This window comes from Parabacteroides faecis (genome assembly GCF_014647375.1).
GTDB lineage: Bacteria > Bacteroidota > Bacteroidia > Bacteroidales > Tannerellaceae > Parabacteroides > Parabacteroides faecis.
Genome location: NZ_BMPB01000005.1, coordinates 120724 through 146643, shown reverse-complemented (window position 1 = coordinate 146643; position 25920 = coordinate 120724). Strand labels below are relative to the sequence as shown.

General features: G+C 47.5%; 21 protein-coding genes. 2 read left to right on the top strand and 19 right to left on the bottom strand.

Translation table 11 applies throughout. The annotated features are described in order from the left end of the window. Window positions 1–19 precede the first annotated feature (19 nt). The 7 genes from IEY67_RS08205 to IEY67_RS08175 all read right to left on the bottom strand — a co-directional run bounded on the left by IEY67_RS08205 (window position 20) and on the right by IEY67_RS08175 (window position 8153). Complete coding sequence (locus tag IEY67_RS08205) at window positions 20–907, bottom strand: SMP-30/gluconolactonase/LRE family protein (RefSeq protein ID WP_183671261.1); 888 nt, start codon at window positions 905–907, stop codon at window positions 20–22. Window positions 908–920: 13 nt separating this feature from the next. After that, the gene (locus IEY67_RS08200; protein WP_183671262.1) at window positions 921–2378 is read right to left on the bottom strand and encodes a TrkH family potassium uptake protein; all 1458 of its coding nucleotides are present in this window, start codon (window positions 2376–2378) and stop codon (window positions 921–923) included. A 1-nt stretch (window position 2379) separates the two neighbouring features. Further along, on the bottom strand, window positions 2380–3717 hold the full coding sequence (trkA, locus tag IEY67_RS08195) for a Trk system potassium transporter TrkA (protein WP_122351842.1): 1338 nt from the start codon (window positions 3715–3717) through the stop codon (window positions 2380–2382). Window positions 3718–3774: 57 nt separating this feature from the next. After that, window positions 3775–5679, bottom strand: a complete 1905-nt coding sequence (gene dxs, locus IEY67_RS08190) for a 1-deoxy-D-xylulose-5-phosphate synthase (RefSeq protein ID WP_122374835.1) — start codon at window positions 5677–5679, stop codon at window positions 3775–3777. A gap of 122 nt (window positions 5680–5801) precedes the next feature. After that, window positions 5802–6731, bottom strand: a complete 930-nt coding sequence (locus IEY67_RS08185; RefSeq protein WP_122351844.1) for a DMT family transporter — start codon at window positions 6729–6731, stop codon at window positions 5802–5804. A gap of 124 nt (window positions 6732–6855) precedes the next feature. Beyond that, window positions 6856–7257, bottom strand: a complete 402-nt coding sequence (locus IEY67_RS08180; RefSeq protein ID WP_122351845.1) for a GNAT family N-acetyltransferase — start codon at window positions 7255–7257, stop codon at window positions 6856–6858. 20 nt (window positions 7258–7277) lie between these two features. Beyond that, window positions 7278–8153 (bottom strand): helix-turn-helix domain-containing protein, encoded by an 876-nt coding sequence (locus IEY67_RS08175; protein ID WP_183671263.1) that lies wholly within the window; start codon window positions 8151–8153, stop codon window positions 7278–7280. Between the two features lie 206 nt (window positions 8154–8359). Between IEY67_RS08175 and IEY67_RS08170 the strand changes: the two genes are divergently transcribed. Further along, the gene (locus tag IEY67_RS08170) at window positions 8360–8665 is read left to right on the top strand and encodes a hypothetical protein (RefSeq protein ID WP_122351846.1); all 306 of its coding nucleotides are present in this window, start codon (window positions 8360–8362) and stop codon (window positions 8663–8665) included. A 47-nt stretch (window positions 8666–8712) separates the two neighbouring features. Then, window positions 8713–10071 (top strand): MATE family efflux transporter, encoded by a 1359-nt coding sequence (locus IEY67_RS08165; protein ID WP_183671264.1) that lies wholly within the window; start codon window positions 8713–8715, stop codon window positions 10069–10071. A gap of 20 nt (window positions 10072–10091) precedes the next feature. Here the strand turns inward: IEY67_RS08165 and IEY67_RS08160 are convergent, their stop codons facing one another. From IEY67_RS08160 to IEY67_RS08105, 12 genes are all read right to left on the bottom strand, one after another. Further along, entirely contained in the window at window positions 10092–11498 is a 1407-nt protein-coding gene (locus IEY67_RS08160) for a carbon starvation CstA family protein (protein ID WP_122351848.1), read from the bottom strand. Window positions 11499–11652: 154 nt separating this feature from the next. Further along, window positions 11653–12105 (bottom strand): GatB/YqeY domain-containing protein, encoded by a 453-nt coding sequence (locus tag IEY67_RS08155; protein WP_122351849.1) that lies wholly within the window; start codon window positions 12103–12105, stop codon window positions 11653–11655. 21 nt (window positions 12106–12126) lie between these two features. After that, window positions 12127–13494, bottom strand: coding sequence for a cell division protein FtsZ (gene ftsZ / locus IEY67_RS08150; RefSeq protein WP_122351850.1), 1368 nt, complete (start codon window positions 13492–13494; stop codon window positions 12127–12129). 29 nt (window positions 13495–13523) lie between these two features. Further along, complete coding sequence (gene ftsA, locus IEY67_RS08145; RefSeq protein WP_122351851.1) at window positions 13524–14870, bottom strand: cell division protein FtsA; 1347 nt, start codon at window positions 14868–14870, stop codon at window positions 13524–13526. Window positions 14871–14875: 5 nt separating this feature from the next. Next, window positions 14876–15604: a cell division protein FtsQ/DivIB gene (locus IEY67_RS08140; RefSeq protein WP_183671265.1), complete on the bottom strand. Its 729-nt coding sequence runs from the start codon at window positions 15602–15604 to the stop codon at window positions 14876–14878. Further along, complete coding sequence (murC, locus tag IEY67_RS08135; RefSeq protein WP_183671266.1) at window positions 15601–17034, bottom strand: UDP-N-acetylmuramate--L-alanine ligase; 1434 nt, start codon at window positions 17032–17034, stop codon at window positions 15601–15603. Before murC ends, IEY67_RS08140 begins: the two co-directional genes overlap by 4 nt. Next, complete coding sequence (murG, locus tag IEY67_RS08130) at window positions 17031–18143, bottom strand: undecaprenyldiphospho-muramoylpentapeptide beta-N-acetylglucosaminyltransferase (RefSeq protein ID WP_183671267.1); 1113 nt, start codon at window positions 18141–18143, stop codon at window positions 17031–17033. The genes murC and murG overlap by 4 nt, the downstream gene beginning before the upstream one ends. Before the next feature lie 3 nt (window positions 18144–18146). Next, window positions 18147–19439, bottom strand: coding sequence for an FtsW/RodA/SpoVE family cell cycle protein (locus tag IEY67_RS08125; RefSeq protein WP_122351855.1), 1293 nt, complete (start codon window positions 19437–19439; stop codon window positions 18147–18149). 11 nt (window positions 19440–19450) lie between these two features. Next, window positions 19451–20785, bottom strand: a complete 1335-nt coding sequence (murD, locus tag IEY67_RS08120) for a UDP-N-acetylmuramoyl-L-alanine--D-glutamate ligase (RefSeq protein WP_183671268.1) — start codon at window positions 20783–20785, stop codon at window positions 19451–19453. Between the two features lie 101 nt (window positions 20786–20886). Further along, window positions 20887–22146 (bottom strand): phospho-N-acetylmuramoyl-pentapeptide-transferase, encoded by a 1260-nt coding sequence (mraY, locus tag IEY67_RS08115; RefSeq protein ID WP_122351857.1) that lies wholly within the window; start codon window positions 22144–22146, stop codon window positions 20887–20889. A gap of 90 nt (window positions 22147–22236) precedes the next feature. Then, the gene (locus tag IEY67_RS08110; RefSeq protein ID WP_183671269.1) at window positions 22237–23709 is read right to left on the bottom strand and encodes a UDP-N-acetylmuramoyl-L-alanyl-D-glutamate--2,6-diaminopimelate ligase; all 1473 of its coding nucleotides are present in this window, start codon (window positions 23707–23709) and stop codon (window positions 22237–22239) included. 42 nt (window positions 23710–23751) lie between these two features. Then, complete coding sequence (locus IEY67_RS08105; protein ID WP_122374825.1) at window positions 23752–25920, bottom strand: PASTA domain-containing penicillin-binding protein; 2169 nt, start codon at window positions 25918–25920, stop codon at window positions 23752–23754.

Sequence of the window (25920 nt, the reverse complement as noted above, 5' to 3'; positions counted from 1 at the left end):
TATTCAAATAGGTAAATATTTATTCCCTTCCAGGGTATTCGGCAGTAAAGGTTTCGAAACAGCCGCGGTCCTGTAGCGTGACGAAACAGCGACGGTTGTCAGGGCCTCCGAATGTAATGTTCGACGGTTTCTTTCCTTTCAGCTGTATTTCACGGATCAGTTTCCCTTTCGGATTTATAAGGGCTACCGTTCCTTTTTCATAACGGCAGAGATACAGGTTGCCTTTTACGTCGCAACGGATGCCGTCCATACCGAAACCTTCGAACGTATGGAAAAGTGTCTTGTTTTTAAGTGTTCCGTCCTGTTTTATGTCGTACACCCATACTTTAAGTTGTGCAGACTCGTTAACATAAAGTTTTTTACCGTCAGGACTGACATCAATGCCGTTGGTCGTCCCCATATCACCTTCCAGCAGGGTGACTTTACCGTCCGGAGTGACCAGCCAAAGCTGTCCTTTCTTGTTCGGCCAGTCCGGGTCGCTGGCATACAGGTTACCATTGGGTGCCAGGGCGATATCGTTGGGTTGGTTCATCTTCGGCTCGTGGGCATAGACGCTGATGCCTTTGGTTTTCATGTCTACTTTCAGAATGTTATGGCCGGTATAATCTGCGACCAACATCTCTCCGGCCTTATTGAAACGGATACCGTTGCCCGTAGAACCTTCGGGAAGTGTCACGAAACATTCGTGCGATCCGTCCGGGCGTACAATGCCTATCGTTCCTTCTTTACCATAGTTGACGGCGTACAGATTACCGGATTTATCGGTGGCGGGGCCTTCTATTCCGTTGGTGAAAGTACCTTCCGGCAGTAAGTCGGTCGTTTCGCGCTGTACGGCTGTCTGTGCTCCGGTCGTTACTCCGATAAACAGGCAACTCATGATCGAAAGAAGCATTGTACGTGTTTTCATATCAGCTGTTATTTTATTGTTTCCAGAATCCCGGAACAAGTAATGTCAATACGGTAAATATTTCCAGACGTCCCGTCATCATCAGGAAGGAAAGGAACCATTTGGATACGACAGGCACTTCAGAGAAGTTATCCACCGGTCCCAGCTTGCCAAGCCCCGGACCGACATTGCTGATGGCCGAGACTGCAGCACCGATCGACTCCTCGAATCCCAAACCGTCGAGCATCAGAACGATACAACTGATCACGATCAGGGACATATAAGCGAAAGCAAATGCCAGCACGCGATGAACAATATCTCCGGATACGATATGCGAATCCATCCGTACAGGTATAATCGCATGCGGGTGTGTCTGTTTCTTGAATTCATTGAAGAGATTCTTCGAAAGGATCACGAAACGTCCCATCTTCAACCCTCCACAGGTAGAGCCGGCACAACCGCAAATAAACATCAATATCAATGCGATCATCCAGAAGAACGGTCCCCAGGGAATATAGTTTTCCGTAGCGAATCCGCACGTAGAGACCAATGTCACCACCTGGAAGGCTGCCTGCCGGAATGCAGTCGGGAAGTCGGTAAAGAACCCCTTATACATGATCCATCCAGTTGTCACGGCTATCATAAGCATGACAAACCAGAAAAACCAACGGAACTCTTCATCAAAAAACAATTTCTTCACATTCCCGTTCAGGCAGAAATAGATCAATGTGATATTGGTCGCCCCGATGAACATGAAGATCGTGATAATATATTCGATATAAGCGGAATTCCAATAAGCAATACTGGCATTCTTTGTGGAATATCCTCCTGTAGAGATAGCCGTCAGGGCATGGTTGGCAGCGTCATACAAATCCATTGGTCCGATCCATAACAGCCCGATCAACAGAAAAGTAAGGAACAGGTAAACACCCCAAAGGCGCTTGGCTACCTGTGTCACGCGAGGACGGAAACGCTCATGGGTAATCCCCGGCGTCTCAGCATTGAACATCTGTGTCGCACCGCCGCCCAGGATAGGCATTAATGCTACGGTGAACACGATCATCCCGATACCTCCCTGCCATTGGGTAAGGCTACGCCAGAACAGGATTCCTTTCGGCAATGACTCAATATCGGTCAGGATGGTCGATCCGGTCGTCGTGAAGCCCGACATCGTTTCGAAAAAGGCATCCGTCACGTTATCTATATAGCCTCCCAGGTAAAAAGGCAACATGCCTAATAGAGAAAGTAATATCCAGGTGAATGTCACCGTCAGCATCCCTTCCCGTCGTCCGGCCATATATTCGTTTGCACGGAAGCCGATAGCATAAAGCGATACGCCCACCCCGAACAGTATTCCGCTGCACAAAAGCAACGTATAGAAATCACCGCCTTTGTAGAGGAAGGCGACAACCGTTGCCATCAGCATGAACAGCGTTTCGAGGATGCACATCATCCCCAGCATCTTTATTATGAAACGTATATTCAGTAACATACTAATTAAAATAATCTTCCAGTTTGCGCATAGCCGTCTCCAGACAGAACACCACCACGTGGTCGTAGGCTTGTATCTGGGTGTCTCCCTTAATCATCATCGGCTCTCCGTCTCGTATCAACCCTCCTAAAGTCAGATCTTTCGGTAAATGCAGGTCTTTCACCTGTTTGCGGGTGATCTTCGAGTCGGGACGGGCAACGAGCTCAGCCACATCGGCGTTGGCAAAGGTAAGGAACTTTACGTTGGAAACATCGGCATCCAGCAGGAACTGATAGATATGGCTGGCGGCGATCAGCTTTTTGTTAATAACCGAACCGATATCCATATTTTCGGCTAATGGGATATAATCGATATTCTCGATCTTGGCCACCGTTTTGAATACGCCGAAACGTTTGGCAGCCAAACAGGCAAGGATATTCGTACTTGAATTATCCGTCAGGGCAACGAATGCCTGAGCATCCTTGATTCCTTCCTGCATCAGTAGCTCCGTATCGCGTCCGTCGCCGTTAATGATCAGGACATTGCTCGGCACCACTTCGGCTATGCGGTGACTTTTCTCTTTATTTGTCTCCAATATCTTTACCCGGATATTATTCGGCAGATACTGGCTGGTACGGATGGCGATACGGCTGCCTCCCATGATAAAGATCTTTTTCACTTCCGGGTCTTTTTTACCGGCATGTAGCTGCACATCCTTGATATGTTCCTTGGTAGTCGTAAAAAAAACGATGTCGCCGGGCAGGATATAATCGGTACCGCGCGGGATAATCGTTTCATATTGCCGTTTGATGGCAACGATATGGTATAGCTTCTGTTCGTTCAGCAGTTCGACCAGTTGTTTGTTTACCAGGCGGGAATTCTCACGGACCTTCACTCCCAGCAGGATCAGGGCGCCCCCGAACAGTTCCCAGTACTGGCGTGTCCACGGACGGCGTATCGCACTGACAATCTCTTTAGCAGCCAGCATTTCCGGATAGATCATCGAGTGGATCCCCAACTTTTCGAACAGCTCTTTGTTTTTGGGTAACAAATATTCGTAGTTATTGATACGTGCCAGGGTTTTGCGTGCTCCCAACTTGGAAGCCAGGATACTTGCAGCAATATTCGTCGTCTCTTCAGGAGTAACGCTGACGAACAGGTCTGTCTTTTTTATACCGGCTTCTTCCAGGTCACGGATCGAAGTCGGATTTCCAACCATAGGAAGAATCTCCATATTGGAATTGGTGATATTCAATCGTTCCTCACTCGGGTCCATCAGGATGATATCCTGCTTTTCCTGAGATAACATCTTCGCGAGATGTGTACCCACTTCGCCTGCCCCGGCAATAATAATCTTCATTTTACTAATTGTTACTCATTCCGTTTGCCGCATCGTCCGGCAAGTTGTCATTAATATTTAATCGTTCATCATTTTTCGGATCTCTCCGGCCAAACTTTCGGCATTCAGACCGCATAATTTATAAAGTTCGGGGATAGATCCGTGTTCAATGAATGTGTCGGGTATACCGATGCGTTTCACCCGCGGAGTATATCCGTTGTCTGCCATAAATTCAAGAACGGCTGTGCCCAATCCGCCTTTCACTACACCGTTCTCTACGGTAATGACGCGTTTGAACTTCCTGCCTATCTCATGTAATAACTCTTCATCGATCGGTTTCAGATAAATCATGTCGTAATGTGCAACCGATAGTCCTTCACCGGCCACTTCCTCTATAGCTTTTATCACTTCATTTCCGATCGGCCCGATAGATAAAACAGCTATATCGTCTCCTTCGTTCAGTTTTTTCCCTTTTCCGATGGGAAGGACCTGCATTTCGTTGCGCCAGTCTTTCTTCTCTCCTTTGCCACGTGGATAACGGATCACAAAAGTACCCGGTGCCTCTTTGTACCCGGTGTACATCAGGTTCCGCAGATCCAGTTCGTTGAGCGGCGAGGCGATCGTCAGGTTGGGGATCGGACGCAGGTATGCCAGGTCGAACACCCCGTGATGCGTGGCTCCGTCTTCACCGACCAGCCCGGCACGATCCAGACAGATCACCATATGCAGCTTTTGCAAAGCGACATCGTGTATGAGATTATCGTACGCCCGTTGCATGAACGATGAATAGACGTTGCAGAACGGGATCATCCCTTCTTTAGCAAGTCCGGCAGAGAAGGTCACCGAGTGTCCTTCTGCTATTCCGACATCGAATGCCCGTTTGGGAAAAGCTTTCATCATATAGATCATGGAACTTCCGGTTGGCATGGCGGGAGTAATACCCACGATCCGTTCGTCCTGTTCAGCCAGTTCAACGAGTGTATGTCCGAAAACATCCTGATACAATTGCGGTTCGTCCAGTTTGTGGACGATAATCCGCTGTCCGGTCTCTTTATTGAACTTGCCCGGTGCATGCCATTCGGTTGCCGATTCCTCGGCAGGCTTGAAGCCTTTGCCTTTTTTAGTCTTGATATGCAATAGTTTGGGGCCTTGCAGATCTTTTATATCGTTCAGCAGCTTGATCATATAGTTGACATCATGCCCGTCCACAGGTCCGAAATAACGGATACTGAATCCTTCAAACAGGTTATGTTGTTGTGTGATCAATGCTTTCAGGCTATTGTTGAAACGGAGAATATTTCCACGACGGTCATTATTGATCAGTTTCATCTTCCGCAATCCCCTGTACACATCATAGCGCATCTTATTGTATGCCTGACTGGTGGTGATGTCCACCAGATATTGGCTCAATCCTCCTACGCAATTATCGATAGCCATATCGTTGTCGTTGAGAATGATCAGCAGGTTGTTGGGATTTGCCGAGGCATTGTTCAGTCCTTCAAAGGCCAGTCCACCGGTCATTGCGCCGTCACCGATCACAGCAATGACATGCCGGTTATGTTCTTCTTTGAGTTCGGAAGCGACCGACATACCCATGGCAGCCGAAATGGAGTTGGAGGCATGGCCGGCAATAAAAGCGTCATACTCACTTTCTCCCGGGTTAGGAAAGCCACTGATCCCTTTGAACTTCCGGAGCGTATGAAAAACATCCCGGCGTCCGGTCAGTATCTTGTGTCCGTAAGCCTGGTGTCCGACGTCCCAGACAATCCGGTCGTACGGGGTGTTGAAAACATAGTGCAGGGCAACGGTCAGTTCAACCGTTCCGAGACTGGCACCCAGGTGTCCGGGATTTTCAGAAAGTATATCTATAATGTATTGACGCAACTCTGCACATACCTGGCCCAATTTTTCGGGAGGCAACTTACGCAAATCCTCCGGATAATTAATGACGTTCAATATATGTTCATCCTTGCAATCTATCATGTCCGCTAATTTTTGTGGCAAATGTAAAGAATTAACGCCACATAAAATAGTTTTAGCGGGGCATTTCTTTTACAGAATGGTTAAATCCGGGGGAATGGAATCTTAACCGATAGGATATATTCTTACTTTTTCGGGAACGGAAGTCGGGGAAATAACTTTCTGAAGCGGATCAGGTAAGTCGTGACATTGCTCCCGGCGATGATGAGCGTAACAGCCAGAATGATCATCACGATCCCGCAACCCAGTCTGGGGGTCAGAACTTCACCGAAGATAGTCACTCCGAAAAACACGGCTGTCAGAGGTTCCAGTGCCCCCAGGATAGCGGTCGGTGTAGAACCGATATACTGGATAGCCTGCGTGGTACACAGGAATGATATAGCAGTGGGAAAGATTGCTAAAGCGATCAGGTTCCCCCATAGATACCAGTCATCGACAACATGCAGACTTTTTCCGAAATCAACACGAATCAGAAAAAGGGCCACTCCGAAAAGCAATATGTAAAAAGTCAGCTTCAATGTGGCTATATCCTTTAATCTCGGACGATTCACGCCAACAATGTAAATGGCATAAGAGAGAGCCGATCCCATCACCAGTAGAACTCCTGTCGTACTAAGGGTCGCTCCGCTCCCTGTTTTGTAGAGTAGTCCGATGCCGCCCAATGCCAGCAAAATACATAAGACAGTTTGCAGGGTTAACTTCTCCTTGAAAAGCAGCGACATAAGCAAAGCGACCATGATCGGATAAACGAACAGCAAGGTTGAAGCGATACCGGCTTCCATATAATTATAACTCTGGAACAAAGCCAGCGATGAAAAAGCGACCAGGAAGCCCAGGATAATTAACGGCGGCAGGTCCTTCCGGCATAATTTAAAATTCCGACCTCTTGCTTTCAGCATTATTCCCAACACGGGGAGGGCAAACAGATATCTGAAAAAAAGCACTGAGTCAGGATCCATTCCTGCCTTATACAAGGGAAGAGCAAAAAGAGGATTCATGCCATAAGTGGCAGCCGCAATGGCTCCCAGCATGTACCCCTTAACCTTTGCATTCATATAGGTAGATATTTGCTAATTTATACTATCGATAACGGTCGACAAATGTAGAGTGTCCTTTTTACATATACAATACCCTTCAACGGTATTTTTTAAGAAAAGATGAACCTTTATTTGTGGAAAATCACAAATGTTTTATTTGCATGGCTGCTCCTTCCTCCAACAGAGAAAAACCGTGTTTTTCATAAAAAGAGATATTTTTCTTTTCATCCGGCATTATGTTAAGATAGAGATAATCTTTATATTTTTCCTTTACTATTGTCAACAATGTGGCAGCGATACCTTTCCCCTGATAATCCGGATGTACCAATAAATAATGGAGGAATGCAACCATCCCGCCATCATCCAAGGCCCGAATAAGGCCGACCAGCTTTGTGCCGTCCCATGCTGTAACCACACATGAAGACGCCTTTAAGGCTTTGATCAGACGTTCCGGATATCTACCTGATAACCAGTTGACCGAAAGGAATAACTCTTCTATTTCCTTTTCTGTGAAATCTTTCGTTTTTCGATATACAATATTCATCTTCTGTTAGTTTGTTTGATTTACTCCCTGAATTCTACCGGCAAATATCCCGTCTGGCGCTTGAAGAACTTTACGAAATATGACGGATCTTCAAATCCCAGGTAAAAAGCAATCTCTTTGATCTTTAAACTGGAATGGAGGAGCTGCCGTTTCGCTTCAAGGATGATCCGGTCGTTGATAATCTTTAAAGGGGTGCTGCGGGAACTCTCATATACGCAATTGGTCAATGTCTTGGTGGAGACATTCAGACGATTCGCATATTCTTTTACCGTATGCATATGCCGATAATGGTGTTCCAGCATTTGCCGAAACTGGACAAAAGTACGGTTGGATGAATTGTTGATACATAACGGAAGGCCAGTTCCCTTCTGCCCTGTCCGCTGCACGTAGATCAGGAACATTTTTACCAGATATTTCAGATAATCTTTATGAGCAAAAGCATTCGTATGTTGCGTCTCTATTTCCATTTCTTCCACGATATAATTCAGCCGTCGGGTATCTGCAGGCGCTATATTATAGTAAGGAACGGCATCGAAGGCATTGAATACATTGTATTTGAGGAAAACGTTCTCGCTGCTTCCTTCATCGGAAAGAAAACTCTCGTTGAAGTGGATGATGATCCCTTCCTGATCGCGCTTCCCATCGAAAGAATGTATTTGTCCCGGCGAAAGAAAAAACAGGGTATTGTCTGTTATGCTATATTCTTTAAAGTCGACATAATGCGCTCCTGTCCCTTTCCTGAACCAAATGATCTGGTAAAAACCATGAATATGCGGATACATAGGGTTATCCCCGTTCTCAATAAAGAAGGAGGGCATTTCCATGATATCGAACTGTATCCCGTCAGGTGCATCCTTTTCCAGATCATATTTTGTAAATACTTCATTCTTCTTCATACGGTTCCTGTTTTTGTCCGGAGCAAAGGTAGTTTGTTCTTTGATTCCGATGATGGTAAAATGCAAACATAAAATGGTATATTTGGGAAACAGGGGAATAAAGACAAGACCACATTCCCAAATTTACCATTCTTTGTCCTGAATCCGCATTGAATACCGTTACCGGCACTCCTACCTTTGTATCGTTCATTAAAAACAAAAAGATTATGACAACAGAAAAAAAAGCAGGAGCTTATCTGGAGATAACTCTCAAAGTGAATGAAAGCGACCGTGGCGCAGCTGCGGCAGTGTACACCAAGTATCGACAACCGTTTCTGGATACGATTTCGGGAGCAGTCAGCAAACAATTGCTTGTAAGAAAAGAGGATGTGCAGGTTCTTCACGGTTTTTCCTCCGTGGCGGAAGCCGAAGGATATCTACATTCCGATTTATTCAATCAGGATGTAGTGGTCGAGTTGAAGCCTTTCTTCCAGGCCGCACCGGAGGTTTGTATTTATAGCGTAGTCGGTTAACGCTATTTCTTGTATCTTTGTAGCCATTTTAGGCGATAAGATTCAAGATGGTAAATAAATATGAAGAACGCCTGGGGACCGAGCGCATGTTGCCGTTGGTCTTCAGGATGGCACTCCCGGCTGTAGCAGCCCAGTTCGTCAACTTGCTTTACAGCATTGTCGACCGTATCTATATCGGACATATTCCGGGCATTGGAACCGAAGCATTGGCAGGCGTGGGAGTAACCATCTCCCTCGTCGTGCTGATCTCTTCTTTCTCGGCGATCGTCGGAGGAGGGGGTGCGCCGTTGGCTGCGATAGCCCTCGGGCAAGGCGACCGCCAGCGTGCCGGGAAGATATTGGGAAATGGTTTTATTCTGCTGATCCTGTTCACCATCTTGACCTCTTCCATAGCCTATACCTTTATGGAACCCATCCTGCTCTTTACAGGAGCTTCGGAACATACATTGGGATATGCAGTCGATTATCTTTCCATTTATTTGCTGGGGACAATCTTTGTGGAGATCTCTACCGGACTGAACTCTTTCATCAATGCCCAGGGACGGCCTGCTATTGCCATGGGTTCAGTGCTGATCGGTGCTTTCCTGAATATCATTCTCGATCCGATCTTTATTTTCTGGCTTGACATGGGGGTGAAAGGAGCAGCTTTGGCTACAGTGATTTCACAGGCTTGCAGCGCCATATGGGTGTTGCTCTTTCTTTTTTCCCGACGTGCCTCTTTGCCTTTAGAAAGACGTTATATGAAACCGGACAAAGGGATCGTGGTTGCGATGCTTGCTCTGGGAATATCTCCGTTCATTATGGCAAGCACCGAGAGTCTGGTCGGCTTTGTACTGAACAGCAGCCTGAAAGAGTTCGGAGATATTTATGTCAGTGCCCTGACGGTTCTGCAAACCTCGATGCAATTCGCCAGTGTTCCGCTGACAGGATTTGCACAAGGTTTCGTCCCGATAGTCAGTTATAATTACGGCCATGGTGACAAACGGCGTGTGAAAGAATGTTTCCGTATCGCGCTGATCACGATGTTCTCTTTCAATTTGATTCTGATGCTGTTTATGATCGTGTTCCCTTCCACAATAGCGTCAGCTTTTACAAGCGACGAAAGGTTGATAGAAACGGTCAGCTGGACAATGCCCGTCTTTCTGGGTGGCATGACCATTTTCGGATTACAGCGTGCCTGTCAGAATATGTTTGTCGCTTTGGGGCAGGCCCGGATATCCATTTTCATCGCTTTGCTCCGCAAGGTAATCCTGCTGATCCCGTTAGCACTGATACTTCCGCATTTTATGGGTGTAACCGGTGTATATGCTGCAGAAGCCATATCCGACGCCACCGCAGCTATCTGCTGCACGCTGCTGTTTTTCTGGCAGTTTCCGAAAATTCTGGAAAAGATGAAAGACCAGTAGCGTTTATACGGATGGAGATTTTACTGTTTTCTTTTCCACCATAAAAATGCGATCAATGTGATGATTGTAATCACCACGCCAATCGTCTGCGAAATAGCAACCCCCATACCTAATCCTTCCGGAGCGACAAAAATATACGTAGAACAAACGGCTGTCATAAACAAAGCCGGAATCAAGGTAACAATATACAGCTTTTTAGAACGCGCCAGAAAGACCGTCAATGCCCATAAGGTAAATACAGCCAGAGTCTGGTTCGTCCAGGCGAAATAACGCCAGATCATATCGAAACCGTCTTTATCTTTCAAGCTGTAAAGCAATATGCCTATAGCTACGATAAACAGAGGGATACAGATCATCAAACGGCTTGCTATACTTTTCTGCTCCTTATGCAGAAAATCGGCAACGATCAGACGAGCCGAACGGAATGCCGTATCGCCGGAAGTAATCGGCGCTGCAATAACCCCCAACACCGCCAGTACACCACCGACTGTGCCTAACCACTCTTTTGTGATACTATCTACAATAACAGCGGCATTGCTCTCCCCCATTCCGTTGTTATGATAGAAATAAGTAGCAGCTGCAGCCCAGATCAAAGCTACGATACCTTCGGTGATCATAGCGCCGAAAAAGACCGGGCGTCCCATTTTTTCATTCTTGATACAACGTGCCATCAACGGACTTTGAGTCGCATGGAATCCGGAAATCGCTCCACAGGCAATACTGACAAACATGATCGGGAAAATAGGCAGATTCTCCGGATGCTTATTTGTCAAACCGTCTGTCAACTCCGGTAACGGCGGATGATTCACAAACAACATCACCAGAATACCGACAGCCATAAACAGCAGGGCTGCAGCAAACAACGGATATATCTTACCGATAATCTTATCGACCGGTAATAAGGTAGCCAGGATATAATAGATGAATACAACAAATATCCAAAAAGTAGCATCGAGATATTCAGGTGTCAGCTTTGCCAGCAAACCTGCCGGACCTGCAACAAAGACAGCACCGACCAATATCATCAGAACCACAGTAAAACCACGCATAAACTGCTTGAAGTTGTTTCCGAGATAACGGCCGATGATCTCAGGCAGACTTTCTCCATTATGCCGCAAGGAAAGCATTCCTGCCAGGTAGTCATGAACCGCTCCGGCAAAGATCGTTCCCAAAACGATCCAGAGGAAAGAGGCCGTACCGAACTTTGCCCCCATTATGGCACCGAAGATCGGTCCGAGACCTGCGATATTCAGGAACTGGATCATAAAGACTTTCCAGGAAGACATCGGGATATAATCGACTCCGTCCTGATGAGTATAAGCGGGAGTTTTACGGGAAGGATCGATCCCGAAGATACGTTCTATAAAAGAACCGTAGATGAAATAGCCTGCAATAAGGGTTGCCAGGCAGCAGATAAAGGTTATCATTGTATAAGAGTTATTAGAATACGGTCTATGTTCTAAAAGAATGAGTCTAAAGAAAAATAAATGGGGAAAAAGGGTGTGTTATAGTTTCGTTAGACTGACTCTAACACACCCCTGCCCCTTTCAAGAGGGGATAAGTTACTTTCAAAGCGATATATTAGCTATTCAGCAAACGTTTTACCGTTTCTGAAATGGCACGTCCTTCCGCTTTTCCGGCAAGAGCTTTGGAGGCAACCCCCATTACCTTCCCCATATCTTTCGGGCCGGCAGCACCCACCTGGGCGATGATAGCTTTTATTTCTGTTTCCAGTTCCTCGGCAGTCATCTGTTTCGGGAGGTATGCTTCAAGCACTTTAACCTGTGCCAATTCAGCCTCCGCCAGGTCTGCACGACCTTGCTGGGCATAGATTTCTGCTGAATCCTTGCCCTGTTTTACCAGCTTCTGGATCATCTTGGTCGCATCGGCATCTAACAGGGTATCGTTTGCTCCCGGAGCTGTTTTAGCTTCCAGAAAGACTTTTTTTACATTTCTCAGTGTTTCGAGGGCTACTTTATCTTTTGCCTTCATTGCGTTTTTAATGTCTTCGCTGACTCTTTCAAACAAATCCATATCTTAATTTCTTATTAAAAATTATCGGAAACTTATCACCTGCTTACCTCCTGTATCCGGCTTCTTTCCTTCCGGACGCGGAGCCGACGGAGCCGTTACGGTTGCCGATGATACCGGAATATCTCCACCCTGCACTTTAGAACGGGCACGGGCGATCACTTTCGGATCACGGTTATAAGTAGGATTATCTTCGATCAGGGCGATCAATGCGTCATCGTCCAGTTCGTCCTGCGTCAATACAACAGCCTTGGCACGGGCAGCCACACGGCGCATACGCTGACCGGAAGCACCGTAATATTTGTCGATCAGATCTTTTTCGGCACGTTCCTTATTCAACCGTTCTTCCTCCAGGCGAAGTTCTTCTTCGGTCATACGGCCCTGTTCGATCTGACGTTTCTCTGCGATCTGCGGAATATCTTCCATACCGAACCCGGTCGCAAGGATCGTCATTTTCACCCGTGTTCCGAGTGTATTGTCGATTGCCGTACCCCAGATCACCTCGATATCGCGTCCGAAGCGTGACATGAAGTCATGTACATCGTTCATTTCTTCCATACGCAACTCGGCTTCTTCGCCGAATGATACGTTGAATAATATCTTCTTGGCATTGAATACATCGTTGTTGTTAAGCAACGGAGAGTTCAATGCGTCTTCAATCGCCTGGCGCACACGACCTTCTCCCTCACCGAAACCGTTACTCATCAATGCTACGCCACCGTCTTTCATGGTGGTGTTGACATCGGCAAAGTCAAGGTTGATAATACCCGGAAGGGTGATGATCTCAGCAATGCTCTTGGCGGCAATCGTCAGGGTATCATCCGCCTTTCCGAACGCATTCGTCATAGTCAGGTCGGAATAGATAGCACGCAGGCGTTCGTTGTTGATCACCAGCAGGGCATCCACATTCTTACTGATCTCCTCCACCCCGTTCAGGGCCTGGATAATCTTGCGTTCGCCTTCAAAAACGAAAGGTATGGTTACGATACCGACGGTCAGTATTCCCATATCCTTGGCGATGCGGGCAATAACCGGAGCAGCGCCCGTCCCCGTACCACCACCCATTCCGGCAGTGATAAAGACCATTTTGGTTCCATCGCTCAACATCTTACGGATATCTTCCATACTTTCCTCAGCTGCCATCATGGCACGTTCGGGCTTGTTACCAGCTCCCAGTCCCTGGGTGATATTACGGCCCAGCGGCACTTTGACCGGCACGTCCGAACGGTTCAGCGCCTGGTTGTCTGTGTTACACAGAACGAATGTAACATCATGTATACCTTCTTTGTACATGTGGGTAACAGCGTTACCACCACCGCCTCCTACACCAATTACTTTGATGATCTTAGGAGTATCTGTCGGATAATTGAAACTTAATATTGTGTCGTCCATTGTCTTCCGGTTTTAATCCATTCGCTGATTTACTTTATATCGTCTTCGTCGTCAAACAGGCTCTTGCCAAACGTATCTATTCCCTTGGTCAGGCGTCCGAACAGGCCGGGGCCTTTCTTCTTCTCCGGTTTCTTCTTGGGAGGTTCGGGAGCTCTCTTGGGTTCTTCCACAACGGGCTCTTCTTCCTTCTTCTCCGGTATCGGTTCAACTTTGGGAGGAATATAAAGGGCACAGTTTTCTGTTCCCCTTGCCAACAGGCCGACAGCGACAGCATATTCAGGATTGTTGGCGATCATCTCGCCACTTTCCACGATGCCTTTGCGTACGGCAGAATAGCGTACATCCATTTTCAAGCGTTCACGAATCACTTCAGGCAGGTTCTTCAGGGCGGCACCGCCACCGGTAATAATGATACCTGCACCCAGCGAATTCATCAGGCCGGTCGCTTCAAGACGGGCATATACATTTTCGAGTATCTCTTTCATACGGGCTTCGATCACATTATTGAGATCAGCCAGTTTAACCTCACGCAGTCCCATACCATCGGCGGAACTCACCTGAATACTCAGGTCGTTGTCTTTTTCCATCAGGGCACTCCCATAAGTCAACTTCACACGTTCGGCTTCAGCTTCCACCAGATGGAGACTGGTAATATCGCGGGTGATCAGGTTTCCTCCGAAAGGAATGACGGAAAGATTGACCAGCTGGCCGCCTTTATAAACCGTCAGTGTTGTCACTCCGGCACCGAAACCGATCAGGGCACACCCCAGATCTTTCTCGTTGTCGGTCAGCACTACATCGGCCAAAGCCAGCGGAGAGACAACGATATCGGCAATTTCTATTTTAGCACGGTCGGCAATACTGTTGACCACGTAACGCTTCAACGAAGGCCGTCCGACAATCAGCTTATAACGTGCTTCAATCCGGGTACAGGGAATACCTACCGGATTGGGTTCAGGTTTGTCGTCTAAAACATAGGTAGGCGAAACCGCAGCCAGCACATCCAGCATGTCCGGGTGGTAATTACAGCATTCCTCATACAGCCCCTTGATAATTTCCTCCGTCACTACTCCGTCTGTGCCCAGGATACGGGGAACCGTGTGGTCGATCGAACGCAACGATTGACCGCCGATACCGACATAAACCTTACCGACTTTCGCGCCGTTCAGTTTATTCTCGAGCTTCAGGATAAGCCGTTTGATCTTATTCGCCGTTTCTTCCACATTATATACACATCCTCTTCGTATACAGGTAGCGGAGTTCTCAACTTCGTAGGCAATAATCGAGAGAGCGCCCGTCGGGCTCTTCGTTCCTACCATACCGACCATGTGAGAAGAGCCAAGGTCGATGGCTGCTATAAAGTCTGTGTATGCCATATTATCTATCTTTTAGTACAAACAATCTGATCTTTGTATTTTAAATTCAGTATACTGTATTTCTCCCAACCCGTTTTCGGAACGACTTTATCATAGAAGAGCCGCAGGTTATCCAGCTTTTCTTCAAAGTTGTCGAAAGAACCCAGTACAATACGATGGTTGCCCACCCGGGGAATCAGCTCCACTTCGTTATCAGGATGAACATAAATCTGTTCTATCTGATTATTCCAGAACTCATTCTCCTGCAAAAATAATGCAAATTTGTATAAGTCGGTTATCGCCAGCTCTTTTTCGACATATCCGCTTACTAAAGGAACGTCGGCAACATAACGGAAACTGACCGGCATCGTAGTGCCGAGATTATCCACGTAGAAGTTCCCTCTGGAGCTTATCACACGCAAGATAGGAATTTTCTGCTCAACTTCAAGCTTAATGATCCCGGAAGGTGTTTTATATGCTTCGACACGGGCGATCATCTCGTTCTTTTTCAGTTCTGTTTCTATCTTGTCGGTATTGATCGCATCCATAGGCTTTTTGATCGGGTTCAGATCGGCCTTTTTAAGGATCGACACCAGGTCGCTTTCGCTTACGAAATGTTTGTCAAGACTGTCTTTCACCACGACCTGGAGATCCTGGCACACCTTGTCCTGCCTCATATCCCGGAAGAAAAAGGAAACAAACACGATGTAACAAAACAACAGTGTAGCTACTACTATGGAAACTATACGAATCACAATTTCTTATCCAATATTTGTTTTACAGGTTCGATCAACCGGTCGATATCACCGGCGCCGACCATCAATACAACTTCAAACGTATCCGCCTCTTTCGCTACCAGGTCGAGCAGTTCGCTTTTGCGGATCAGCTTCCTGGAAGGAATAGTAACAGCATCGAATATGATTTCCGAAGTGACCCCCGGAATAGGTTCTTCCCGCGCAGGATAAATATCCAGCAGGATCAGTTCGTCCAACAGCGACAGGCTGGCGGCAAAGTCAGGTGCAAAGTCGCGTGTACGAGTGTACAGGTGCGGCTGAAAAATGCCCGTCACTTTGCGTCCGGCATAGAGTTCCTTAACGGATTGGATGCTGGCAGCCAGTTCGGCGGGATGGTGGGCATAATCATCGATCAGGACAATATTATCTTTCTTCAGGTGGAAATCAAAACGGCGTTTCGGACCTCCGAAAGAAGCCATACCTCTTCTTATTTCTTCGGGTGTTACGCCGTTCATCCATGCCAAAGCGATGGCAGCAACACCATTCTCTATGTTTACTTTTACAGGAACACCCAACTGGATATCGGCAATACGGATATCAGGGCCTACGAAATCGAACCAAATCTCACCATTACCGATACGGATGTTTTCGGCATGGAAATCAGCTTTTTCAGTTGACACTTGACACTTGACACTTGACAGATGACCGTTATCTTCTTCAGCTCCAGTGTAGGTGAAGAGCTTAACACCTTCTTTCAAGCGGGGTGTCACATTGATACCTTTCTTCATAACCAGACAGCCGTCAGGACGAATCAGTGAGGTAAAATGCTCAAAGCTTTCACGATAGGCTTCTGCCGTACCATAGATATCCAGGTGATCCGGGTCGGCGGCGGTGATCACTGCCATATAAGGGGTCAGCCAATGGAAAGAACGGTCGAACTCATCGGCTTCGATGACGGTCAGGTCACTTTTATCGGAGAGCATCAGGTTACTGTCATAGTTCTTCAGGATACCGCCCAGGAAAGCATTACAATCTACATGCGATTGTTTCAGCAGGTGGGCAAGCATGGAAGAAGTCGTTGTCTTTCCGTGCGTCCCGGCAATACAAAGACCGCGTGAGCAGTTGGTTATTTCACCTAAGACACGGGCACGCTTCATAACTTCAAAGCCGTTCTGACGGAAATAGCTTAGTTCAGTATGCGATTCGGGAACGGCCGGGGTGTAGACTACCAATGTTCGAGCCGGATCCCTGAAGGTATCCGGTATCAAGGAAACATTATCTTCGTAATGAATAACGGCTCCTTCGCGGTTTAGCTGAGCGGTCAGGTCGGAGGGTGTTTTATCGTATCCGGCTACTTGCTTTCCTTTTGAAAGGAAGTAGCGGATCAAGGCACTCATCCCGATTCCTCCGGCTCCGACAAAATAAACGGCCGTTATCGTATTTATATTCATATCGTTTTCTGTTCTATTATTTTAATAATCTCATCGACAATCTGGTCCGCACTGTGATGATGGGCCAACTTTTCTATATTACGGCTCATCAACGCCAGCCGTTCGTCGTCGTGAACGACTTCGAGCGCTTTCGTGACCAATTCCTGCTCCGCATCTTTATCAGCAACCATGATCGCCGCGTCTTTGTTTACCAAAGCAAGCGCATTTTTTGTCTGATGATCTTCCGCCACGTTGGGAGAAGGAACCAGAATAACCGGTTTCTTCAACAGGCAAAGTTCGGAAATCGAACTTGCACCGGCACGGGATATGATCAGGTCGGCGGCCGAATAGGCATAATCCATACGGGTGATAAAGTCGGAACACCAGACCGGCATACCACGATAGGCTTTCAGATGCTTGGTGGCTTCGTTGTAATAATAACGTCCGGTCTGCCAGATCACCTGTACATCGGAAGCGAACAGTTTGTCGAGGTCGCCCTGGATACTCCGGTTGATCGTCCGTGCCCCCAGGCTGCCTCCTACCACCAGGATCGTTCTCTTCTCTGGCGATAGTCCGAAAAAGGACAAAGCCTCTTCTTTCTTATCGAGTGCTTCCTCCAGATCCTGACGGACAGGATTTCCGGTTACCACAATTTTTTCTGCAGGGAAAAACTTCTCCATCCCATCGTAAGCGACACATATTTTCGATGCTTTCTTTGCAAGCAACTTATTCGTCACCCCTGCATAGGAATTCTGCTCCTGAATCAGCGTCGGAATACCTTGCGAAGCCGCCATCCACAGAGTCGGACCACTGGCATAACCTCCTACGCCTACTGCAATATCGGGATGGAACTCACGGATCGTTTTCTTCGCCATTCCGAGACTTTTACGCAGACGGTTGAGCACCTTTATATTATTGAACAGGTGAGCACGGTCGAAGCCGCTCACCGGTAAACCTACTATCTGATAGCCGGCGGCCGGAACCTTTTCCATTTCCATCCGGTCTTCCGCACCTACAAATAAGATTTCCGCATCAGGAAAACGTTTCCTGATGGTATTGGCGATGGAGATGGCCGGGAAGATATGACCTCCGGTTCCGCCGCCACTTATTATTATACGGTACTGTTTCATTTTCTATTTTGTTTCTGTTACTTCTTCCTCTGTTGCGGGTTGCGTATCAGGCACCCAGTTGGATATTTCTTCTTCCGTGATGGCCGGGGGTGCACCGGCACCTTCGGTTTCCTCTTCCGGAAGCTCATCTTCTTCATTACCCATATTAGCTCCGAAACGGCTTACACTCAGGATGATCCCGAAATAAATACAGGATATCACCGTAGAGGTACCACCACGGCTAACCAACGGCATCGGCTGTCCGGTCACCGGTATCAGGTTGACTGCCACCGCCATATTGGCAAGAGCCTGCACCACGACCAACAAGCCGCACCCCAGCACAAGGTATTTCGGAAAGGCTTTATCGCATTTCCTGGCGATCATCCCGACTCGTACCAGCAGCATGATATATAGCATCAGCACGAATACGCCTCCGACTACTCCCAACTCTTCTATAATAATCGCATAAATAAAGTCGGAATAGGCCTGCGGAAGGAAATCTCTCTGCTGACCGTGACCAGGCAACTGTCCGAACAATCCTCCGTGTGCAATTGCGATCTTTGCATGGGAGACCTGGTAGTTATCATCGGTTATCTTATATACACCATTTTCATCCGTATCCGATTCGTGCCCGTCGAAGAAACGTTCCAGACGCCCCTGCCACGTAGCAAAACGATCGGGCAAATATTGGGTGACTCCTGCCGGCGTAAACCGCAACAACATGATAAACAGGATAAGTGCCAATATCAGGACACCCGCCAATTTACCCAGCTTCAACAGCGGCAATTGTCCGATAAACATCATCAGGAAACACACCCCGAATAACATGAAAGCCGTCGAAAAGTTTTCCGGAAGGATCAGCACGCAAGTCGTTCCCACCCCAATCAGGATATACTTGAATATCTGGTCGTCGGTAAACCTGCTCCGCTTGCTGAGCAGGAAGGCGATGAACACAATAGATGCCAGCTTCGCAAACTCGGAAGGCTGAAACTGTATCCCGAATATCTCCAGCCAACGGTGCGCATCATTGGCATTGATCCCCACAAAAGGCGTGACGATCAACATCAGCACCGATACGGGAAGCAACAAAATAAACGCCGGAAAGAACCGGCACGGGACATTGTGCAGCAACAAGACAAGCACAAATCCCCCCAACAGGAAAGTGGCATGCCGGACGATCGGCGCCCAATGATTCGCGTTCTTGTAGGCGATCGTACTCGTGGCACTGAACACCTCAATCACCGAAATCAGGCACAGGAACATAAAGATGATCCATATCACCCGGTCGCCCTTGAATAATTTACTTGCCAGATCCATTTTAATTTATTTTACAAATTACGTACGCAAGCCTTAAACTGATCACCGCGGTCTTCATAACTCTTGAAGAGGTCGAAGCTGGCGCAACAGGGCGATAACAACACGGTGTCTCCCTTTTCTGCCAGTTTATAAGCCTTGTTTACCGCTTCTTCCATCGAGCGAGCATCTTCAATCTGCGCCACCTTTCCGTCGAAGAAAGTATGCAGCTTGTTATTGTCGACACCCAGAAAGATCAAGGCACGTACTTTTTGTTTTACAAGTTCTTCAATCTCGGAGTAGTCGTTACCCTTGTCCGTTCCGCCCAGTATCAGTACCAGTTTGGTCGTCATACTTTGCAAGGCATACCAGCAAGAGTTCACGTTCGTCGCTTTCGAGTCGTTGATATAATCTACTCCGCGTACACGGGCCACTTTCTCCAGGCGGTGTTCCACCCCGGTAAAGTCACTCAGTGAAGCTCGTATATTTTCATCGTGGATATCGACCACTTTGGATGCGATGCCCGATGCCAGCGAATTGTACAGGTTATGTGTACCCGTTAATGCCAATAAGTCCTGATCCATTGTAAATGTTCCGTTTGAGGTTTCAATTACTATTTGCTTATTATCCGTATATCCCTTCACGCCGTCTTCATGCGTTTCGGCGAATGGGTAAAGAGTAGCCGCAGGATGGCGTTTAGCGATCTCGCGGGCTATGATCGGGTCGTCGTTCCAGAAGATGAACGCATCTTCCGACGTTTGGTTCTGGATTATGCGGAACTTGGCGTTCACATAATTCTGCATCTCGTAGTTATAACGGTCCAGATGATCGGGCGTTATATTCAACAAGATAGCTATATCCGCTTTGAAGTCGTACATGTTGTCCAACTGAAAACTGCTCAGTTCGATCACGTAGACCGCGTGCGGGTCTTCGGCAACCTGTAATGCCAGGCTGTTCCCTACGTTTCCGGCCAGGCCGACATCCACTCCGGCTTCTTTCAGGACGTGGTATGTAAGCATGGTAGTCGTTGTCTTACCATTACTTCCGGTGATACAGATCATCTTCGAATCGGTGTATCGCCCGGCAAATTCGATTTCGGAGATGATATGCGTCCCCTGCGCTTTCAGTTTCTGGATCATCGGAGCCTTGTCGGGTATTCCGGGGCTTTTGATGATCTCGTCGGCATTCAGAATGTCGGCTTCGGTATGCTGTCCTTCTTCCCAACGGATCCCGTGGGCGTCGAGCATATCCTTATACTTGGGTTTGATAGACGAAAAGTCGGAAACGAACACGTCAAATCCTTTTGCCTTCGCCAACACGGCTGCACCTGCACCGCTTTCTCCTCCCCCTAATACAACAATCCGCTTCATAAAAAACTTTATTTTTTAGTTGACAGTTGACAAGTGACGGTTGACAGGTATCAGTCGCTAACCTTATCTGTCAACTGTCATCTGTCACTTGTCAACTGAATTTATCTCATCTTCAATGTCACAATCGTAATAACCGCCAGAATAATACCGATCAACCAGAAACGTACCACGATCTTCGATTCGGGCACCACGTTGAACGGTTTTTGCAGCAACGCTTGTATTCCTGCGTTTCCCGCCTTCTGGAAATGATGGTGCAACGGCGTCATCTTAAATATACGACGCCCTTCACCATACTTCTTTTTTGTATATTTGAAGTAGGCAACCTGTACCATAACCGAAATACTTTCAGCGAGAAAAATACCACAAAGAATCGGTATTAGCAACTCTTTACGTATAATTATAGCGAACACAGCAATAATACCTCCCAACGTCAAACTACCCGTATCTCCCATAAACACCTGTGCCGGGTATGAATTATACCAAAGGAAACCGACTGTCGCCCCGATAAAGGCAGCAGCAAAAACCACCAATTCCTCTGCACCGGGGATAAACATGATATTCAGGAAGGAAGCAAATTCGAAGTGGGCAGACATATAGGCCAATATACCCAATGCAACCCCAATGATAGCAGAACTTCCTGCCGCCAGTCCGTCCAGTCCGTCGGTAAGGTTCGCACCGTTAGAAACGGCCGTCACCACGAATATGGTCATCAAAACGAATACCAGCCAGGCTGCTTCTTCTTTATAATCGCCTGCCCAGCTAACCAGTTGGGCATAATCGAAATTATTATTCTTCATAAATGGAATGGTCGTCTTGGTCGATTTTGTTTCCACCGTGTGATAATGAACTTCCTCAATTACGTTATCGTGACGCACTTCCATATTCTCTTTGATCACGACATCAGGACTCATAAACAACACCAGCCCGACAATCAGCCCCAGGCCGACCTGACCTACGATCTTGAATTTACCGTGCATTCCTTCTTTGTTCTTACGGAATACTTTAATGTAATCGTCGGCAAAACCCAGGGCACCCAGCCAAACGGTGGTAACCATCATCAGGATCACATAGATGTTATTCAGTTTCGCACAAAGCAAGGTCGGAATCAGAATCGCAATGATGATAATGATTCCACCCATCGTCGGAGTGCCTTTCTTGCTCATCTGTCCTTCCAATCCGAGATTACGTACCGTCTCGCCGATCTGCAACATCTGCAAGCGGTCGATAATACGGCGGCCGATGGCTGTCGAGATGAACAAAGAGAGAATCAACGCCAATCCGGAACGGAATGATACATATTTAAACATACCCGCTCCAGGTAAGTCGAATTGATCCAGATAATTAAAAAGATAATACAACATAAAAACTTTGTTTTCAGTTGACAAGTGACAAGTGACAGTTGACAGTTATTTGTGATGTACATTTAACTGTCAACCATCATCTGTCAACTGTCAACTATTAAATATATTTCTTATTACTTCCCGGTCGTCAAAATGGTGTTTTACGCCTTTCACGTCCTGATAATCTTCATGTCCTTTACCGGCCACGAGGATCACATCGCCTTTCTTTGCCAGCATAGTCGCTGTCTTGATCGCTTGCATACGATCAGTGATGCAAAGCGTACGTTCCATATCCGCCTTACTCAGTCCGGCCACCATATCCTGAATGATCTCGTCCGGTTCTTCAAAACGAGGATTATCAGAGGTCAGGATCACCTGGTCGCTCAGTTTGGCAGCTTCTTTCGCCATCAGCGGACGTTTGCCTTTGTCACGGTTGCCACCCGCCCCCACCACGGTGATGATGCGGCCTCTGCCGTCGAGCACTTCCTGGATACCATTCAGTACATTTGTCAAGGCATCAGGTGTATGGGCATAATCGACAATCGCCGTATAACCGAACGGAGATTGTATCGTTTCAAAACGACCGGAGACCGAATGCAACGTACTCAGGACGATCAGCGTTTCCTCCGGGTCCTTCCCTAAAGAAACAGCAGCACCGTACACAGCCAACAGGTTGTAAGCATTGAAACGGCCTACGAAATGCACGATCACGTCACGTCCGTTGATAACCATTTCGGTTCCTTCAAAATGAGATTCGAGAATCTTTCCTTTGAAGTCTGCCAAGGTACGGAGCGAATAGGTCAGTTTCCTGGCCGCCGTGTTCTGGAGCATGACCAGACCTGATTTATCGTCTGCGTTAGTCAACGCAAAAGCATCGGCAGGCAGGTCGTCGAAGAATTTCTTCTTTGCCTTCAGGTAATTCTCTACCGTTTTATGATAATCCAGATGGTCGCGTGTCAGGTTGGTAAAAATACCGCCGTCGAACGACAGGCCACTGATACGTTTCTGGTCGATCGAATGGGAACTGACTTCCATAAAGGCATATTCGCATCCGGCTTCTACCATGCGTGCCATCAGGCCGTGGAGGGTGATCGGGTCGGGCGTCGTATGATCGGTCGGGATCGCTTCGCCGTCGATATAATTGCATACGGTTGAAAGCAGTCCTACCTTATGCCCCATCTTACGGAACATTTCATACAATAAAGTCGCGATCGTCGTCTTACCGTTCGTTCCGGTAACACCTACCAGCGTCAGTTTGTCCGAAGGATTGTCATACCAGGTCGAGACGACCTTACCTAATGCGTCCGCCGAATCTTTCACCCGGATAAAACAAATGTTTCTCCCGAATGAAACTTCCCTTTCTTCCGAAAGGGATGGAATTTCCTCGCAGATGACCGCTACGGCTCCTTTGGCAATAGCTCCGTCGATATAGGCATGTCCGTCGACTGCCGTGCCTCTGACCGCTACGAATAAAAAGCCGTTTTCCACCTTACGGGAGTCGGACTGGATACCTGTGATTTTTACATCATCAGCACCCACTGTTTCCAGTACATCCAACGTATGAATCAATTTCTTCAGTTCCATATTCTATCTGTTTGCAGACAGGTCAGAAAACCTGTCCTTCTATTATTTTAATGTTAAGCGGATGGACTGTCCTTTGGCAATCCGCGTTCCCGGTCCCATCGACTGGGAGGAAACTCGTCCCATTCCATCCAATACCACTCGTAAACCTGCACTTTCAAGCAAGTAGACAGCATCTTTCGCTCCCATGCCGATCACATTCGGAACCAGTCCTTCACGGATCGTCAGATCACGCAGATGAAGCTCTTCATCTCCTTCTTCCCGCTTAGAGGTCACCCATTTTGTTTCCAGGCTATCCGTGTTTGCACTGACATCGAGCTTACCCAATACATTTTCCAACGCATCCAGATTACCGTTCTTTGCCGCCGGCAGCATAACTGCCAACGAATCGCGTTCCATATCGCGCACGTCGAACGACATATGGCTGGCATAGACTTTCTCGGCAATGGCCTTCACTACGCCTCCGGACATCGTACCCCCTGAAGGATAACCGATACGCGGACGGCGGATCACAACGATACAGGAATACTTCGGTTCATCGGCCGGGAAATATCCGCAGAAAGCGACCTGGTGACCGCTCGTACGATAAACACCGCCGGATGCGATCTGTGCCGTACCTGTCTTTCCCGCGATACGGATAATATCCGAATGCACGGCTTTACCTGTTCCCTGCTCAACCACACCCAACAACATATCCTTGATAATAGCCAGTGTATTGTCGGAACAGATCGACGATTTCAGGACTTCCGTCGAGAAACTCTGCACCGTCTTGCCGTTGTGCATGATCTCTTTGGTAAACATCGGGCGCACCATCTTACCGCCGTTCGCTATGGCATTGAAGAATGTCAGCGTATAGATCGGAGGTATCTGCGTTTCGTATCCGAACGACATCCAGGGCAACGTAGTCTTCGACCAATATAAAGTGGTATCATTCGGCATACGTATCTTGGCACGTCCGGCTCCCGGTATTTCCAGGTTCAGCGGGATGGTCAGGCCTAGTTTATACAGGCCTTCCACATATTTGGTCGGGTTCTTTTCGTATCCTTTCAGAATGATCTTGGCAACACCGATATTCGATGAATACCAGATCGCCTGTTCTGCCGAAATACGACCGTAACCGCCTTTGTTCATATTATGGTCGGTCATGCGGGCTCCTTTATACATATAAACACCCTTACCGACATCCACCGTATCGCTCGGCTGGCAGACGCCATCTTCCAACGCCACCATCATAGAAGCGACCTTGAAAGTAGAGCCCGGCTCTATCTCATCAGCCACAGCATGGTTTTTCGTTTCGGCATAAGCACCTTCACGGATACGCCCCATATTGGTTATTGCCTTTATCTCGCCTGTGGAAACTTCCATCACTACAGCTGTTCCCGATTCGGCATCGATCTTCTTCAACATATCGACCAATGACTTCTCGGTTATATCCTGGATATTGATATCTATCGTCGTACGGATATCCATACCGTCCACCGGCTCCACCTCAACGACATTCGTCCAACCGCCACCTACACGACGTACCGAACTCAAACCAGCTTCGCCCCGGAGCAACGAATCGTATTGCAACTCCAGACCATTCTTTCCCTTGGTCATACCTCCAGCTTCAATTTCACCATAGATATCTCCGATCGTACGGGAAGCCAGTGTTCCGAACGGCTTCTGACGCTGCACCATTTCCTTTGTATAGAATCCGCTCTTGTACCGGCTTAAACGGAGAAACGGATATTTCTTCATCTCTTTCAGGTCGGTATAAGAAGCACGGCCTTCATAGACGGGATACTGGCGGCTTTTACTTTTCAGTCCGCGAAGCAGATGGGCCTTATATCCGGCCGGTGTCCGGTTTTTGAATTTCCGGGATAAATAGACCGACAAAGAATCGACTCCGTTCACCTTCGAACTCAGGAACGTATCGACAGAAAATCCATCGGCCCGGAAGTCTATATAGGTATAGTAACGAGGCACACTGGTAGCCATCAGCTTTCCATCGGAAGAATAGATGTTTCCGCGTCCGGGCAATATCAGACGGTTTGGGCGTTTCTGGCTTTCTGCCACTTTTTCCCATTTCTCCTTTTCCACGAAAGCTGTATCAAACGTGCGTAGCAATATTCCAACCGCTATAAGCCCCAACAGCAGCACGACAATAAAGTAACAGAATAATATACGGTTACTCTTCGGGGCAGTTTCTATTGGTTCGATCTCTTCAGCCAT